The 17,527-nt window shown below is 37.7% G+C and carries 17 protein-coding genes; 3 read left to right on the top strand and 14 right to left on the bottom strand.

The window, feature by feature from the left end; translation table 11 throughout:
- Positions 1-23: 23 nt before the first annotated feature.
- Positions 24-1,808, bottom strand: a complete 1,785-nt coding sequence (gene glmS / locus Q8P68_04525; GenBank protein MDP4008427.1) for a glutamine--fructose-6-phosphate transaminase (isomerizing) — start codon at positions 1,806-1,808, stop codon at positions 24-26.
- A 145-nt stretch (positions 1,809-1,953) separates the two neighbouring features.
- Between glmS and Q8P68_04520 the strand changes: the two genes are divergently transcribed.
- A complete protein-coding gene (locus tag Q8P68_04520; protein ID MDP4008426.1) occupies positions 1,954-2,244 on the top strand; it encodes a hypothetical protein in 291 nt (96 codons plus the stop codon).
- A complete protein-coding gene (locus Q8P68_04515) occupies positions 2,241-2,570 on the top strand; it encodes a type II toxin-antitoxin system PemK/MazF family toxin (GenBank protein ID MDP4008425.1) in 330 nt (109 codons plus the stop codon). Before Q8P68_04520 ends, Q8P68_04515 begins: the two co-directional genes overlap by 4 nt.
- Here the strand turns inward: Q8P68_04515 and Q8P68_04510 are convergent.
- The 3 genes from Q8P68_04510 to tgt all read right to left on the bottom strand — a co-directional run bounded on the left by Q8P68_04510 (position 2,565) and on the right by tgt (position 5,433).
- Positions 2,565-3,623, bottom strand: a complete 1,059-nt coding sequence (locus Q8P68_04510) for an aminopeptidase P family protein (protein ID MDP4008424.1) — start codon at positions 3,621-3,623, stop codon at positions 2,565-2,567. The two genes, Q8P68_04515 and Q8P68_04510, sit on opposite strands and share 6 nt — an antisense overlap.
- On the bottom strand, positions 3,624-4,199 hold the full coding sequence (ruvA, locus tag Q8P68_04505) for a Holliday junction branch migration protein RuvA (GenBank protein ID MDP4008423.1): 576 nt from the start codon (positions 4,197-4,199) through the stop codon (positions 3,624-3,626).
- Positions 4,200-4,320: 121 nt separating this feature from the next.
- Positions 4,321-5,433: a tRNA guanosine(34) transglycosylase Tgt gene (gene tgt / locus Q8P68_04500; protein ID MDP4008422.1), complete on the bottom strand. Its 1,113-nt coding sequence runs from the start codon at positions 5,431-5,433 to the stop codon at positions 4,321-4,323.
- 74 nt (positions 5,434-5,507) lie between these two features.
- On the opposite strand from tgt, the gene Q8P68_04495 reads away from it, so the two are divergent.
- Entirely contained in the window at positions 5,508-8,294 is a 2,787-nt protein-coding gene (locus Q8P68_04495; protein MDP4008421.1) for an S-layer homology domain-containing protein, read from the top strand.
- Position 8,295: 1 nt separating this feature from the next.
- Here the strand turns inward: Q8P68_04495 and Q8P68_04490 are convergent, their stop codons facing one another.
- From Q8P68_04490 to Q8P68_04445, 10 genes are all read right to left on the bottom strand, one after another.
- Complete coding sequence (locus Q8P68_04490; protein ID MDP4008420.1) at positions 8,296-9,273, bottom strand: ABC transporter ATP-binding protein; 978 nt, start codon at positions 9,271-9,273, stop codon at positions 8,296-8,298.
- A 14-nt stretch (positions 9,274-9,287) separates the two neighbouring features.
- Positions 9,288-10,034, bottom strand: a complete 747-nt coding sequence (locus tag Q8P68_04485; protein MDP4008419.1) for an ABC-2 family transporter protein — start codon at positions 10,032-10,034, stop codon at positions 9,288-9,290.
- Positions 10,035-10,095: 61 nt separating this feature from the next.
- Entirely contained in the window at positions 10,096-10,824 is a 729-nt protein-coding gene (locus Q8P68_04480; protein MDP4008418.1) for an ABC-2 family transporter protein, read from the bottom strand.
- A gap of 88 nt (positions 10,825-10,912) precedes the next feature.
- The gene (locus Q8P68_04475) at positions 10,913-11,821 is read right to left on the bottom strand and encodes a hypothetical protein (protein MDP4008417.1); all 909 of its coding nucleotides are present in this window, start codon (positions 11,819-11,821) and stop codon (positions 10,913-10,915) included.
- A 2-nt stretch (positions 11,822-11,823) separates the two neighbouring features.
- Positions 11,824-13,074, bottom strand: a complete 1,251-nt coding sequence (gshA, locus tag Q8P68_04470; protein MDP4008416.1) for a glutamate--cysteine ligase — start codon at positions 13,072-13,074, stop codon at positions 11,824-11,826.
- Positions 13,075-13,083: 9 nt separating this feature from the next.
- Positions 13,084-13,797 carry an ABC transporter ATP-binding protein gene (locus tag Q8P68_04465; GenBank protein ID MDP4008415.1) on the bottom strand — a complete coding sequence of 238 codons (714 nt, stop codon included), beginning with the start codon at positions 13,795-13,797 and terminating at the stop codon, positions 13,084-13,086.
- A 9-nt stretch (positions 13,798-13,806) separates the two neighbouring features.
- A complete protein-coding gene (locus tag Q8P68_04460) occupies positions 13,807-14,550 on the bottom strand; it encodes an ABC transporter ATP-binding protein (GenBank protein ID MDP4008414.1) in 744 nt (247 codons plus the stop codon).
- 10 nt (positions 14,551-14,560) lie between these two features.
- Positions 14,561-15,460 (bottom strand): branched-chain amino acid ABC transporter permease, encoded by a 900-nt coding sequence (locus Q8P68_04455; GenBank protein ID MDP4008413.1) that lies wholly within the window; start codon positions 15,458-15,460, stop codon positions 14,561-14,563.
- Between the two features lie 3 nt (positions 15,461-15,463).
- Positions 15,464-16,360 (bottom strand): branched-chain amino acid ABC transporter permease, encoded by an 897-nt coding sequence (locus Q8P68_04450; protein MDP4008412.1) that lies wholly within the window; start codon positions 16,358-16,360, stop codon positions 15,464-15,466.
- 34 nt (positions 16,361-16,394) lie between these two features.
- Positions 16,395-17,525, bottom strand: coding sequence for a penicillin-binding protein activator (locus tag Q8P68_04445; protein ID MDP4008411.1), 1,131 nt, complete (start codon positions 17,523-17,525; stop codon positions 16,395-16,397).
- Positions 17,526-17,527 lie beyond the last annotated feature (2 nt).

The following is a 17,527-nucleotide window of genomic DNA, read 5'->3' as shown; positions in this document are numbered from 1 at the left end:
CCGTCTTTTCAAAAAATAAAAACCTATTTTACCGTTACGCTTTTCGCGAGATTTCTTGGCATATCAGGATTGTTTTCGCGGAGTACTGCGAGCTTGTAAGCGAGCAGTTGTATTGGAATTATATTCACGATAGGCGAAGCGTTGCCTGCGTCCGGAACTTTGATCCAATAATCGAAGATTTCTGATTCTTCGGGGCTTACTCCGATTATGTATCCGCCTCTGGCTTTGATTTCCATGGCGTTACTGAGGATTTCTTGTTTGTATTCATCGTTTGCAACTATAGCGATTACGGGTGTGCCTTTTGAAATAAGTGCGATTGGGCCGTGCTTTAGTTCGCCTCCGGCGAACCCCTCTGCATGAATGTATGATACTTCTTGTAGTTTGATAGCAGCTTCGAGTGCTATCGGATAATTCATGTCTTTACCGATTATGTACATGCTTTCTGCATGATAAATTTTTTCAGCGAGTTCTCTGATGTGTTGTTCGTATCTTGGATTAAGCATGTCGTTGATCTGTGCCGCTGTATTGATGAGTAGCTGCTTTCCGTCGATTAATCTGTCTGCTAGCGCGTATGCGAGCAGGGTCAATATTGCTATTTGAGAGGTTGTAACTTTGGTTGATGCTACGGCTTTTTCCGGGCCGGCTTTTACAGGGAGTACGAAATCAGAAAGTCTTGCCATGGTAGATGTTTCTACATTGATAATAGATGCCACTTTTGCGCCGGCCTTCTTGGCTACATCTATAGCTTCGAGAGTGTCGGCTGTTTCACCGCTTTGAGATATAGCAATCATTAGACTTTTTTCTTTTATGAAATGTTTGTAATGGTTGAACTCAGATCCGAAAGTGACGTTGATATGGCGTTTTGCGATGTGTGCAAAAAGATATTCAGCTACCATACATACTTTACCTGCCGTCCCACAGCCGATTAGAAAAGTCCCATATGCACTTTTTATATATGCAGCCAGATCGATGATCATTTTTGTATCTTGATTGATAGCTCTGTGAAGAGTGTCTTTTTGCTCCATGATTTCTTTGAGCATAAAATGCGCAAAGTCACCTTTTTCGGCGCTTTCTATTTCCCAATCAATAGTGATTATACGTTTTTCAATTCGTTTGCCTGTTTCGATTTCATAGAAATGTGCGCCATTTTGATCGATCGTTACCATTTGTCCATCATCTAAATACATAACATCTTTTGTGTATTCCAAAAACGCCGGTATGTCCGATGCTATGAAATATTCGTGATCTTTTTTGTTGATGCCGATGATGAGCGGCGAGCCGACGCGAGCCGCGATAAGCTTGTTCTCAGTTTTGCAAATTACAACTATTGCAAAGCGTCCTTTGATTTTCGAAAGGGCTTTTTTTACGGCCTCTTCGAGGCCGTCCCTAATATACAAATTTATCAAATGCGCAAAAACTTCCGTGTCAGTTTCAGAATAAAATTCTACACCGTTATCTTGAAGTTCCTTTTTTAACTCGAAGAAATTTTCGATTATTCCATTGTGAACCAGAACTATGTTTTTATCTGCAGAATGATGTGGATGCGCATTCATTTGAGTCACTCCTCCGTGAGTTGCCCACCTCGAATGACCGATCGCTATATTTGTAGTAAGTCCGGTAGGCGTCAAATGTCTTTTTATTGCTGAGTCACTAATTTTCCCGACCTCTTTTTCAATCTCAATACCTTTGTCTGTTTTATATGCAATCCCCCATGAATCATATCCTCTATATTCGAGGGATTTAAGCCCTTTGACAACCAATTCCTCTACGTTTGTTCTTGACCCTAAATATGAAAATACTCCACACATAAAATTTGTTTTAGAAACAATGGGTATGATATCGAATTCGTTCTAAATGTAAAGGGTGTGCTTATGTATTTTTGACATTTACGCTTCGTATTGCAATTGGAATTCCAATTGGGTATAATTAGGGTGTCTTTTTACCTTGATACATATGATTCCTTTGGAAAAAACAATTCGACCCACTCAGTTACAGCCAAAGCTGTATTCTGTCATAAAGCAGCTTGGTAATACAGCTGACTATCGTGTCGTTGTAAACAAGGACAATACCCCTGTTTGTATACTCATAAGTTATTCTCTTATGCAAAATGTTGATCTCGAGAGTATGCTTCCTATTTCTGAGGAGGTACTTCGAAAACAGATGAGGGAGTATTATGCGAATGAACCTGAGGAAGAAAAAGAATGGAGAGAGTTTGCTATAGATGATGGAATTGATGAATTATGAATATAATAAAATATGGTGACATTTTGCTTGTTGATTTCAATCCTGTGAAGGGGAGGGAGGTTTCTAAAATACGCCCTGCCATTGTAATTTCTAATGCTTTCATCAATGAAGAAAGTCCATATCTAATTGTAGTCTCTCTTTCAAGCCAGGTTAGTCGAGTGCTTGCTTTTCAGTTCATTGTCGAAAAATCGAAAGTTAATGGGCTTGATGTTAATTCAAAAGTTATGCCGGAGACGGTAAGATCTATCGATAAAGTTAGAGTAGTTAAAAAAATCGGACATCTTGAAGATAGGTATATTGAGTTATTGGAAGGGAAGATTTTATAACATCTTTATGCAATCTTTTAATTGCTTTGGTGTTTTTGTAAATAGCTTGATTCCTTTTTTTGTTACCACTCCCATGTCTTCAATTCTTACTCCAAATTCGCCTGATAAGTAAATGCCAGGTTCTATAGTTACCACCATACCTTCTTTAAGTGTGTCTTTTGAGCGTGTACTAAGCGAGGTTGGTGGGTCGTGTACTTCTATGCCAACTCCGTGACCAAGTGAATGTGTGTAATTGTCTCCGTAGCCTGCTTCTTCAATTATTTTGCGAGCAATTTTTGCAACTTTTGAGGCTGTTTCTCCGGCTTTAATTGCCTTTATGCCAGCCATTTGTGCGCTGAGTACGGTATTGTAAACTTCGGTTTCTTTTTCAGTTGGTTTACGCGTCCAGATCATTCGTGTCATATCTGAGCAATATCCTTGAAATCTGGCCCCATGATCTATGAGGATGACGTCTCCTTTTTTTAATTTCCGATCACTATTGTTGTGATGTGGGCTTGCGCTATTATCTCCAAATCCGACTATTGGTTCAAAAGAAATATCATTTGCTTTGAATTTTTGACAGAGTTCTTTGATTCGCCAGGCTATTTGTTTTTCGGTTTGCCCGACTTTTAATTCCTTCTTTATTTGAGAAAATACTTTTTCGATTATCTGCTGAGCCTTGCTGACCTTCTTAAGTTCTGTTCTATTTTTTTGTACACGCATTTTAGTTGCAATTTCATGGACGGTTTCTTTAAATATCACTCCTTTTGAGAGTTTTTTAAATGATGAGAGTTTTGATACTGTGAGATCATCGGCTTCAAAATTTAGGATTTTGATCCTATGTTTTTTCAAAATTTCCTTCCACTTATTTTTGAAATTTTGGTCGTAAAGTACGAATTCAAATTTAACTTTTGAGCTTTTTGATTTTTCAAGTTTTTTTGCAATTTCCAAATATCTCCCATCCGTGAAGAAATAGTTTTTGTCTTTTGTTAATAACATAAAACCATTTGAACCGGTGAATCCGATTAAGTACTTCAGATTGAATTTGTTGGTGACGAGTAGGGGTAGTTTCATTTATTTTTGATAAGCCTCTTTCAAAAATGAAGTAATAATTTCTTCAGTTGATAGATTTTCCGTATCCAATCTTTTGAGTCCGAGAGTGATCTGGTGTCTGTTGTAGCCTAGATTTTCTAGAGCTTCTATTATTTCACCAACGCTTGGAATATTTGCAGATATAGATTTTGGCAGAGCACTTGGCGTCACTTTGCTTTTGAGCTCTAGAACTAACTTTGCTGCAGTTTTAGCGCCCAGGCCCGGAGTTTTTGCAAGGAGCACGTTGTCTCCCATGTAGATTGCATTTTTTAGCATTTCTACCGGTTGATTTAGGAGCTCAAGCCCTATCCTTGGGCCTATCCCTGATACACTTATAAGTAGTTTAAATAACTCTAATTCATCGTAAGATCCGAATCCATAAAGGGAAATATCATCCTCACGAACATGAGTATGAATGAATACTTCTATGTCTTCATTTTCTTTGATGTCGCTGATTAGATTTGTATTTGATTTGACTTCATAACCGACTCCTTGTACGTCAACTATGAGCGATTTTTCGAGTTTTTTAAGTACGTATCCTTTTAGGTATGAGATCATTTTAGTTTGTTATTAACTACATTAGTTTTATGTCCTTTTTAAGGATTCAATCTTGTACTTCTTCGCATCAGCATCCTACTTTTACTCAGCATTTTACGCAAGACATTCGCTATGCTCATGTCTATTTTACAAATCGTTTCATGAATTTTTCTCGAAACTCCGCATAACGACCTTCTCGAATAGCTTCTTTTATCCAAGTTGTTAAATTTTTTAAAAATCGTAAATTGTGAATTGTGAGGAGTCTTGTGCCGAGGATTTCATTTTCTTGGCAGAGGTGAAATATGTAATTTACTGAATGATTTTTACATGCATAGCAATCACAGTCTTCGAGTAATGGTGCGTCTTGATTTCTATATTTGGCATTTCGTATGTGATGTCTACCATCGAGTGTCCAAAAAGTCCCATGCCTTGCAAGACGTGTTGGAAGTACACAATCAAACATATCAATCCCATGATAAACGGCTTCTACTATGTCTTCGGGGCTTCCAACTCCCATCAAATATCGCGGTTTTTCTTCCGGGAAATATAGACTGATTGCTTCGAGTGTTCCGTACATATCTTTTTTTGATTCACCGACACTTAGTCCGCCGATTGCAAGACCCGGCAGAGGTAGTGCCGCCATGAATTTTGTAGATTCAATTCGGAGATCCTCATACACAACCCCTTGTGCAATCGGGAAAAGTATTTGACCTTTTGGGTTGGTCGCTTCCAGTTTTTTATGTTCTTCGATACATCGTAGTACCCAATTGTGAGTACGTTTCATAGCTTTGCGAGCATATTCGTGAGATGAATTTCCAGGCGCGCATTCGTCGAATGCCATAACTATATTTGCGCCAAGTTTGTGTTGTATCCGCATAGCTTCCTCCGGAGTGAGGAAACGTTTTTCACCATCGAGGTATGATGAAAATTCAACTCCGTCCTCGGTGATTTTATTATTTTTCCCAAGTGAAAATACTTGAAATCCGCCCGAGTCTGTCAGTAGTAGCCGATCCCAATTTATCCACCTGTGAAGGCCACCTTTTTTTGCCACGAAACCTTCTCCCGGGCGGAGCATCATGTGGTATGTGTTACACAAAAAAAGATCATAGCCGATCTCTTTGATGTCTGCATTGGTTAAGCTCTTTACGCTGCCTTTTGTACCACATGGCATAAATATCGGAGTCTCTACTTCAATCCCTCCTATTTTCATATTTCCTATGCGGGCTTTGCCGTCATTATTTTTTATTTTAAACATGGTACTTGTTAAATCATTGAAAATGTGGTACAATTCATGGATTTAATTAAAATAAATCTTTAAACCCAAACGAAATGGATAATACTCAGTTACCGGACACCGGTCAACCACCAGTGGAAGGAGGGCAAAACCCTAGTTCGAATGTATTCGATGAAGGAGCTATCAATGTAGATCAAAGTACTCTAACTCCAACCGGCACAGATTCAACATATGAAATATCAACCGCAGAGGTCAAACCTGATCTTATGCAATCTAGTAATAATGGTAAAGATCCTGAGCCACCAAAGAAATCACGTCTTGGGATTTACGTAGGAGCCTTTGCAAGTGTATTTATACTTGTGACTGTTGTTTACTTCTCTATGAATGGAGGATTTAAGCAGCTGACTGGTTCTGTTCCTCCTCCTGCTCCTGATGCGGACGCTGATACTGATGGAGATGGACTGATAGATGAAAAAGAAGCGGTTTTTGGATCAAACCCACTTATCTCTGATACAGATGGAGATGGGTTAAGCGATTTTGTTGAATATAATGGTGAAACAGATCCAAATAATCCATGTGATCCAGATCCTGGAAATGCGGCATGTCCTGCAGTTCCAACAGTTGGGACTCCTGATCTTCAATTTGTAGATGTAGCTTATGATGCAGATACGGAAGAAGTTGTATTAAAGATTAAAAACATTGGTGATGGCAATGCTGATTACAGGCCTGGCACTTCTTCTCCATTGATGGCTCATATGGGGGGTATTGACATTCCGGATGGAGCTCCTGATGACGTAACATTCAAATTGGTAGATGGAGATATAAATGATGCTGCCTTCTATGAGCCAGGTAGTTCTGGCAAAATTGGATTTGATGCTTCAGATTTAATTCCTGGAGATTATGAATATAATGTATGTCTTGATTTGACAGATGTAATTGATGAAGGTGCAGGTGGTGAAGGTGCAGGTGGTGAAGATAATAACTGTGATATTGTTAAATTCATCGTACCGTCTTCTGGTGAGCCGGAGCCAGTAGTTGAAACTCCTGATCTTCAATTTGTAGATGTAACTTATAGCTGGAAATATAATGAAGTTGTATTAAACATTGAAAACGTTGGTGATGGCAATGCTGATTACAGGCCTGACACTTCTTCTCCATTGATGGCTCATATGGGGGGTCTTGACATTCCGGCTGAAGCTCCTGCGGACGTAACATTCACATTGGTAGAGGGTGCTATGGGAGCGGCTGCCTTCTATGCCCCAGGTAGTTCTGGCAAAATTAGATTTGATGCTTCAGATTTAATTCCTGGAGATTATGAATATAAAGTATGTCTTGATTTGACAGATGTAATTGATGAAGGTGAATTAGGTGGTGAAGATAATAACTGTTATGTTGCTGAATTCACCGTACCGTCTCCTGATGAGCCGGATGCACCTGTGGATACAGAAGTTGAAACTCCTGATCTTCAATTTGTAGATGTAACTTATAGCTGGAAATATAATGAAGTTGTATTAAACATTAAAAACGTTGGTGATGGCAATGCTGATTACAGGTCTACCGATTTTTCTGCATTGATGGCTCATATGGATGGTATTGAAATTCCGGATGGAGCTCCTGAGGATGTTGTAACATTCACATTGGTAGATGGAAATATGCGTGAGACCGCCGCCTTCTATGCCCCAGGTAGTTCTGGCAAAATTAGATTTGATGGTTTAAATTTAATGCCTGGAGATTATGAATATGATGTATGTCTTGATTGGACAAATGCAATTGATGAAGGTGCAGGTGGTGAAGATAATAACTGTTATGTTGCTGAATTCACCGTACCGTCTCCTGGTGATCCAGATGCAGTAGTAGATACAGATGGAGATGGTGAGCCAGATGCAACTGATAATTGTCCTTTAATTGCGAATGATAATCAGCTTGATGCAGATCATGATGGTCTTGGTGATGTATGTGACTCCGATGATACACCTGTAGAGCCAGACCCAGAGCCAGACCCAGAGCCAGACCCAGTAGTAGATACAGATGGAGATGGCGTTGCTGATGATGAAGATAATTGTATGACTATTCCAAATACTAGTCAGACTGATAGTGATTCTGATGGAATAGGTGATGCTTGTGAGGCCGTAGCTATCGTGACTCCTCCAAGTGGAGGTGGTGGCGGCGGAGGAGGTAGCTCTTCTGGAGGCGGTGGGGGTGGCGGCGGTGGATATACGCTTCCATTTAGCACACTTCACACGCCATCTACATTTGTTGATGTAGCACTTGAATCAAGTGATGGAGAGCCTGACGCAGTACTTGCATCGTGTTATGTTGAGAGATCAGGTGTATTTTCAGATGTTTCTTCACATTGGGTAAAAGATAGTGCGAATGAAGCTTATCAATTATCTATTGTTGACGGTTACGTAGGAAATAAATTCTATCCTGATAAACCTATCAATAGAGCAGAGTTTATAACAATTGTTCTTAAGGCGCTTTGCGTGGATGTGCCTTCCGTATCTCCAAATAAACCATTCCCTGACGTTGAGAAGATAGCATGGTTCGCACGTTATGTATATACGGCAAAACTTAAAGGATTTATAAATGGTTATGCGGATAATAACTTTGGACCTGCTAACGAACTAACTCGTGCAGAAGCTTTGAAAGTTTTACTTATCGCTGTAGATGAAGAAGTTGGCAACTATAAATCAAGTTTATTCTCTGATACGAGTGGTCACTGGGCTACTAAGTTTATTGAGACGGCAAGACGTTTGCAATATGTACGTGGTTACGTGGATGGATCTGTAAAACCGGATGCCTCTATAACTCGTGCAGAAGCGATAACACTTGTAAATCGTATCGTTATACAAAATGATGCGTGGGAGGCTTATGTGAAATAGCCTAAAAAAGTTCTCTTATAATTTCTTCGAGCTCCTTGTCGTGAATAGCAATATTCTCTACAGGGAGCTCGTTTAGTATTCTTCCCATAGTTTTTGTAATGTGCTCTTTTGGTACTGAGATCTGCACCTTTAGTGGTTTGTATTTGATTATCTCTCCGTATTGCCCAAGATCTTTTTCTTGTATATCAGATGTGAATGACGCTTCTATAACTCTATTCCTTGTATATTCTTCGGTGAATTTTTTGAATGATCCATCATACATGATTTTACCTTTATCTATCATAATCATACGCTTTGAGAGTCTTTTGATATCTTCCATGTAATGTGAGGTAAGTATGATGGTAGCGCCTCTTTCCTCATTATATTTTTTTAAAAATTCTCTTATGTTTGATTGAGATACGACATCGAGACCTATGGTTGGCTCATCTAGAAATAGTATATCCGGATCATGGAGTAGGGCTCCTGCGAGTTCACATTTCATACGTTGCCCGAGGCTCATCTTGCGTACTTGAACCTCTAAGATCTCCTTTATGTCCAATAATTCAACTAAGTAATCCAGGTTTTTTTTGAATTTCGCTTCCGGTATTTCATATATTTCTTTGAAAAGCATATAACTCTCAATTGGAGGGAGGTCCCACCAAAGTTGATTTTTCTGTCCCATAATTAATCCAAATTTTTTTTGAAATTCAGGTTTTCTATCCCATGGATTGAATCCATTGATTTCTATGGCTCCTGAAGTTGGACATAAAATCCCTGCAAGCATTTTTAGGGTGGTAGTTTTACCCGCTCCATTTGGGCCTATAAACCCTATGAATTCTCCTTTTTGTATTTCAAAACTTACATCATCTACTGCATGTGCATATAATTTTTCACGTGAAAATAACGATTTTATTGAACCTATTAATCCTTGTTCTTTTTTGAAGTATTCAAAAGATTTTTTTATATTTTTTACTTTGATTATTGTGTGGTTGTTTTGCATATTTTTATCGTTGTTTAATTAGCAGAAGAATATTTTCTTAATCCTATTTTAAATACTGCCTGTGCGAGTATACAGAATCCAAGTACTATTACGAAGAAAAAGAAATGCATTTTTGACGTTTCAAATCCTACGAATATTTCTGCCGGAATTGATGTCATGAGGGCAATAGGAAAGACGAATTCGAAAAATACTTTACCAAATCCGGTAAAAATCTGTCTTGGATATCTACCTACTTGCGATAAGTTCCACATTATAGACCCGAGTGTGTCAGCTTTTTCCAGATAAAATGTTGATGTCGCAACCAGCAGTAAGAAATGATAGAAAAATGCCACAGAAAGAATTGCATAAAGAAATCCTATGATTATATTTTGTAAAAGAAGTGGTTCTGTGAGTAGTGAAGCTCCATACCAAAATAAAAATAATACTATTATTGGAGAGCTGATTTGGTCGAATCTCATTTTCGCAAAAAAGCATTGGATTTGGAACATTGCAGGCTTTGTTAAATATTGATCCAAAAATCCACGTCGCATTTTGTTGCCGAAATCCTCGAAATTCTCACGAAATAAGAAGTTTGCAATGCTCGTTATGAAATAATAAAAAGATAGGATAATAAGTATTTCTCCTTTGCTCCATCCAGCTATTTCATTTGTATGCCCATATATCACTTCGATTAAGGCTGTGTAAGTTGCCATCCAGAACATAATTGCGATGAAGCTTATATAAAAACTCTTTCTATATATGAGTACCATTTTGATATTCATGGAGCAGAGGCATAGGGAGATCTTCGAATTGTGTATAATTTTTTTGAACATATGTATTTTATTAGCGGCCGACACCTTCGAAGTGTTTGAGTCCTCGTTTGATTTCAAGTGAAAGAAGTGATCCCAGTAAAATTGAGAATGTTATTTGCATTGTAAAACCTCTGATGATTTCAGATGAAGTCAGTAGGCCTTGAGCTAATTTTATTGGGAAATAAAATGCATATGGAAATGGAGTATACATGAGGATTGTTTGAAATGGTTCCGGGAAAAGATCTATTGGTACTATCCATCCCGCAGCGAGTGTTGTTAATGCGAAATAAAAGAATATTAATCTATTTGCGTCAGTGAGCCAAAAAGCTAAGCATCCAATCATGCTTACGAAGCAGTAATTTATGAAATGGGCTGGGATTGCTGCAAGCAATCCAAGTAAGATTGATCCGGCTGAAATTGTGGAAAAATCAAAGAATTGCCAAAACAACGCTAATATAAACACATTTGAAATAATACTTATTAAGAATTTTACTAAGTTTCTACCTATCTCAAGAGCATAATAATATGGCAATAATGAAATTGGTTTAGTCATTAAGTTTGCCATGTCTCCATTTTGAATGTCGCTATTTATTACGAATCCATAATATGAGAAAAGTAAATTTCGCATAACTTGTACCAAAAAAAAGTATGTTAACATCGTGGTTATGGTGTAAGTTCCGATATTTGCGTTACTCGCAAATATCGCTCTCCATAAATAAAAATAAAGTAAGAAACTTATAAACCAAGCAATTATTTGCATATAGATCTCTGCTCGATATACAAATGCATCTTGGCAGGACTGTTTTATTAAAAGAGAAAATGTACGAAATCTCATTTATGTATATGTTTTAAATTTTCTCAAGTTCTTTGATTATTTTTTCACCGCTGCCTTTGAAGATTGTAAATCCTACAATTGGGCTTGTGATATTTAATTCAGTTAATCTCTCTCCGATAAAATCGAGTCCGGCAAAGAATATTTTTTGTTTTTTAAGTTCTTTTATAATGATTTTTACAGCTTTCAATTCTTTTTCAGTCACGGTTGATGGATGGCCGGTCGCCCCTTGAGATATGTTTCCTCGGAAGTCATCTTTTTTTGGTACTCGGAGTATGCAGTTGATAATTTTACCATTTACAACCGTTATTCTTTTATCCCCTTCGCATGCTTCTTTTAGATATTCTTGTACCATTATAAATTCTTTTTCTCTCTTTGTTATTGTAGCTATTTTTTTTAATTTTTCTTGATGTGTGTCATCCGGTTTTAGCCAGGTTATTCCACTTCCACCTTTTTCATTTAAAGGTTTTAAAATTATCCCATGTGCGTATTTATGAGAGAAACTCAATATTTCATCTGTTTTTTTTGCAACCATGGTTGGAGGTATTAGCTTTGGAAAATTCAATATAGCCATTTTCTCGTTCCATGAACGTAACATTCCCGGTGGATTTATGATTTTTATTTTTGAATTTAACTTTTTAAGCTTGTCTAATATGTATGTGTGATACACGTAATTTAAATTGAATGGTGGGTCGAGTCTCATCATAATGACGTCACTTTTTGAAAGATCAAACAGAGAGTTCTCTTTTTTTAAGTTTGGGAAATTATAGAATTCTGAAAGTATTTCTTCAGTTTCATATCTGATATCACCTTCTTCGATAAGTATTACTTCGTGACCTCTTTCGCATGCTACTCTTGCAAGCTCCATACTCCCATCTTTCGGATGAAGTTTTTTAATCGGATTTATTATAAAAGTTATTAGCATTGTTATTTGGTTATGTCTTTCTCGAGCTCTAGCATTTCCATACCTGAGGCTATTGATGCGATTTCTGCAATTTTGAAATACAACTCTTCTAAACATTCTATATCACAATCTGTGGAGTTGTTTTCATAGCCTAACATTTCATGGAAGCATAATTTGGTAAACCTCATTCCACCGGTATTTAAATTACCTTTTTCATCTTTGTCTTCATTGAGTCGGAAAAAACCACCAGTGGCGTTATTGCCAACCAGATAAATAACAGGTTCACCGGTTAATCCTTTGAATCTTTCAACAGTTGGGATACCTTCTTGAATAATAATATCTGTCACAGCTTTCTTGTCTTTCCCGATTGAAAGTTTATTTCGCGTTTTCCGATTCATCTCAATTATTTCCTCAGGCTTTTCGACGTGGTGTATCGCAATCCCATATGTTCCGGAATCATTTTTTATAAATACATATGGAGTTTCTTTTATGTTATGTTGATTATATTTTGCTTGTATTTGTTTGAGTAATTCTTCTATCGCTTTTGCTATTTTTTCAAATCCTTCTTTTGTTTGAAAATTCACGTTTTCTATTTTTATAGTTATGGGGCTGAAGAACCATGAATCTACATCGAGTAGTTTTGCAAATTCTTCGATTAATATTTCATAATGTTTCTGGTGTCCATATTTGGATCTTTGAAACCAACCTAGATTTGGATTTGGAAGTATTGGAATTTTTACGTTTTTTAATATCTCCGGGATACCTCCTGAGAAATCATTATTTGTGAGGATAATATCCGGGATAAAAGTTTCAGGGCTATTTATAAAAATAATGTCATTTTCTTTTTTGAATTCATGGATAATGAGTTCTTCGCTCGCCGCAGTAGTATGGGTGCCAGCTATTTCCGAATCATAATGTGCCACATAAATTCTAAATCCATGTTCTTTTATTATATTTTGTAGCTTTCTTACATTTTCTAGATAATAGGTGTTTTTTGTATGACCTTCAGGGAAAATAATTATGTTCTTAACATTTGGATAATATTTATTTATATGTGCCTTAAATAGTATTCCCGTTTCTTTTGAATAATTTGGGCATAGATTGTTAAATCCTGCCGGGAAAATGTTTGTATCTATAGCGGCTATTTTGAATCCACTATTTCGTAGGTCGACAGAATTGTAAATAGGGCCTTTTACTTTATTTCGCAAATCTTCAAGCCAAAAGTCGACTTCCCCTTTTTTGTCTTTATATGATTTTACCAGGTTGTGCAGCATTTTATTCTTTTAAGAGCGTTTTCCAAGATACAGCTCTCCGACTTTTTTGTCACTCAGAAGTTTTGTACCTTCTCCCTCTAGGCGTTTTTCACCAAGTTCCAGTACATACCCTCGATCTGAAATTTCCAGTGCGGCTTTTGCGTTTTGTTCGACCATCAAGATTGCAGTCCCATGTTTTTTTATTTGTAATAACATTTTAAATACATCTTGTATGATTTTTGGTGCGAGCCCGAGGGATGGCTCATCCAGCATGAGTAGCTCCGGTTCTAGCATGAGGGCACGTGCGATTGATACCATCTGTTGTTCACCACCGGAGAGCTGACGGGTTTTCTGCTTACGCCTATCATAAAGTTTTGGGAATTTCCCGTACATTTCTTCCATCTTTTGCTTCACATACTTTTTGTCATCTCTGATATAAGCTCCGATTTCGAGATTTTCTTCAACAGTCATAGACCGGAAAATACTTCTACCTTGTGGAACATAACATATTCCTCTCTCAACTGTGTCTTCTGTGCGAACCTTTGTTATATCTTCATTATAAAAATTTATATTTCCATTGTGAATTTTTGTTATACCAAAAATTGAGCGAAGCACGGTTGATTTCCCTGCGCCATTTGGCCCGATTATTGTGACTATTTCACCTTCCTTCACATTCATTGAAATGTTTTTGATGATGATAGGGCCGTCCCCGTAACCTGCTGTGATGTCGTTTATTTCTAACATATTTTATAATTATTTACCGAGGTATGCTTCGAGTACTTTTTTGTTTTTTTGAATATCTGAGGGCTTGCCTTCTGCGATTATGTGGCCGAAGTCCAGGACTACCACTTTGTCTGAAATATTCATGATAAATCCCATATCATGTTCTATTATGAGAAATGTTCGCCCTTCTTTGTGAAGTTCACGGATAACATCTATTATTTTGTTAAGCATATTTGGATTTACTCCGGCGGCCGGCTCATCAAGCATGATGAATTCTCCACCTTGTGCAACCGCTCTTATAATTTCAAGTAGTTTTTGTTGTCCATAAGATAGGTCGCCGGCCTTACAGTTTGCCTTCACATTTAAGTCGACTTTCTTTAGAAGTTCATGCGCTTCATCTATAAGACGTTCTTGCTCTTTTTTTTGATTTCCGAACATTTGCATTAAACTTTGCTGATTCCCTTTGAGCGCTACGAGTACGTTTTCAAGCGTTGTTAGCTCAGGGAATATTCTTATAGCTTGGAATGTTCGAGCGAGGCCTCTCACGCTTCTTAAGTATGTTGGCATATGAGTTATGTTTTCACCTTCATAGATGATTTCACCATTATCTGATGGTATGACCCCGGTAAGTAAGTTAAATAGCGTTGTTTTCCCGGCGCCATTTGGCCCTATAAGTCCGACTATAGTGTTTGGTTCAACTTTGAAGGTGCAATCATCTACGGCTTTTAATCCGCCGAAGTGTTTATTTAAATTGTTTATTTCAAGTGCGTGCATATGTTGAAGGTTAAGTCCGATCCTCTTTTATACATTTTAAGTGAATTGCTTTTCGTCCGAGTATCCCTTGTGGACGATATAACATGATAGATATAAATAATATTGCATATATAAGCATTCTAAGTGAGCCGAGTATTGATTCCGGTAAATTTAGGAATCTTAGTGGCTCAAATATCATATAGAGTAGAAAAGGTCCTATGATTCCGCCACCCCAGAAGGACCCGCGGCCTCCGAGTAGGAGCATGAGAAGTACAAAGATCACTGTATTTAGACCGTAATCTTCCGGTACTACGATTGAGAGTTGCATTGCAAACAAAGCACCGGCTACGCCGGCGAAGATTGCCGAGACTGTCATCGCTTCAATTTTTGTGCGCACAGTGTTTCTTCCAATTGTTTCTGTTGCGATTTCATCTTCTCTCACAGCTTCGAGTAGTAGTCCATATGGAGATTTTATTATTCTATAGATTATGTAATGGCACAAAGCTGCCACTAATATTACAAATAGTAAAAAACTTAATGAATCGTTGAGCGTATATCCGAAAATTTCCGGGCGTGGAACTCCAAGTATTCCGAGTGCGCCATTTGTAAGTTCAGACCAGTTTAATTCGATTGATTTGATTATTTCATTGAAGCCATAAGTCACTATAACCAGATAGTGGCTTTTGAATGGTAAGCTTATTTTCCCTAAAAATACCCCAAAAATCCCAGCTATTAATCCTGCTGCTACCATAGCAGGAATTATTGGAAATCCGGCTTTTACAGTTAGAATTCCAAATGTATAAGCTCCGATTCCAAAAAATGCAACGTGCCCTAGGTGGAATTGCCCAGCATATCCCAATATCAGATTATAACTCTGTGAAAGTATTGTGAATATCGTTGCAAACGTTATGACTGTGAGATAGTAATTCATAGTTTATTCTTTACGAGTGTCCTCAGACTTGCTGATGCCAAAAATACCGCGTGGCTTGACGAGCATTACGATTATTAATATAAAAAATGCAATTGAGTCTTTGTATCCGGTGCTGACGAGGCCGAGGCCCGGTAATATGTTTTCAGCGAGCCCTATAGTAAATCCTCCGATGAGTCCGCCGGGTAGACTTCCAACTCCACCAAGTATGATTGCAGAAAACGCCTTAATACCTATAGAAACTCCTCTTGTCGGTTGGAGATAATTTTCATATCCGAGCAAAATACCGGCGACGCATGCAAGAATTGCGCTTAGCGCAAATACTATGAGTATATGTTTATTTATATTTATTCCTAAAATTTCAGATACTTGCCTTGAGTCAGATACAGCGCGGATTGCCTTGCCTGTTTTTGTCTTCTTTAAAAATACAAAAAGCCCAATCATACAGATGATGCTGGTTACTATTATCATAATTTGGTTGTCTGTTACTCGTATAAGTCCGTGCATTAGGCCGCGTCCTTCATGTACTTGGTCTGTATATATTCGCATATTTCCTTTAAAAATCATTTCTATTATTGATCTAAGTGCAAATCCAACACCAACAGATATGATTAGTGCGGATATAGGATTTTTATCTCTTACGGGTCTAAATGTTATTTTTTCGATGATAAATGCGATTATGATTAAGCTTATTGTTGCGAGTAGGGCGGAGACCACTAACGGCATCTTTAACATAACCAAAAATACGAAAAATAAATATGATCCAACCATAATCATGTCTCCATATGCAAAATTTACAAATCCCAGTACTCCGAATATTAGATTTAGGCCGAGCGAAGCGAGGGAATAAATCGCACCTGCGATTAATCCATTCATGATTAATTGTGGGAGTATGTCTAGCATTCTTAAATTTTGATTTGTTTTACCTTGCGTATTTTTACTTAACGTAATCTACTAATTTATTGTCTCTGAAAGTATAAAGTCCAACTTCTTTTTCTGTCATTTCACCTTTTGCATCAAATGAAATAGTTCCAGAAGCGCCTTGGTAACCTTGAACTGCATATAGATAATCTCTGATACCAGCTGAATCAGTACCAACCGTTTTGATTGCTTGTGCGAGTAATCGCGCCGCATCGTATGATTCTTTTGAGTATGCTTGTGGCTCCTTGCCATATGCTGCCAGATAAGTTTCTTCATATTTTTGACCAAGTCCTTCTTTATTTTCTTTACCTTGTGCGACTACTACATTTTCCGCGATATCACCAACTGTAGTTGCTACACTTTCATCTGCAGCGGCGTCTCCTCCAAATACTTTCCAGTCAGTCATTCCAAGTTCTTTCATTTGTTTGAGCATGACTATCATTTCAGGTGCGAATGTTGGCACATATATTGCTTTCGCCTCGCTGTTTTTAATTTTAGTAAGTTGAGTTTTAAGGTCTGTTGCAAGTACTTCATGGCTTTCTGTTGTTACAACTTCTCCACCAAGTGCTGTGAAGCTTTCTGTAAATACTTGTGTGAGCCCTTGTCCCCATGCATCATTTCTTGTGTTGATTGCAACTTTTTTAAATCCTGCATCAAAGATAGCCTGTGCGACGACCTTGCCTTGAAATGAATCAGATGCGACAACTCTAAATATGAAATCTCCAGCATCAGCAATATCCGCATTTGTGGCTGATGGTGTGATTGCGACTATTTGCTCTCTCTCTGCGAGAGGTGCTATAGCAAGAAATGCTGAGCTGCATTCGGGCCCTATCAAAGCGGTTATTCCATCAGATTTTAGTTTATTGTATGCATTTATACCTTGCTTTGGATCACATTGGTCATCTTCTGCTACCATTTCAAATGTATATTTATCGTTTGATTCTTCTTCAAAAGCTAATTTAACACCATTCATAGCAGTTTCTCCAAGCCATGATACATCTCCGATTAGTGGCCCTAAGAATCCAATTTTTATAGTTTGTGGTCCGCTTGCCGTAGGTAGGCCTTCTTCCAGAACTTCCAGATTGCATGCAGTCAATACAAATCCTGCGATTAGGATTGTAAATAAACTTAAAAGGATTTTTTTCATAG

It is taken from the genome of Candidatus Peregrinibacteria bacterium, assembly GCA_030700255.1.
Classification (GTDB): domain Bacteria; phylum Patescibacteriota; class Gracilibacteria; order UBA1369; family JABINC01; genus JABINC01.
This window is presented reverse-complemented; position numbering and strand designations above follow the sequence as displayed.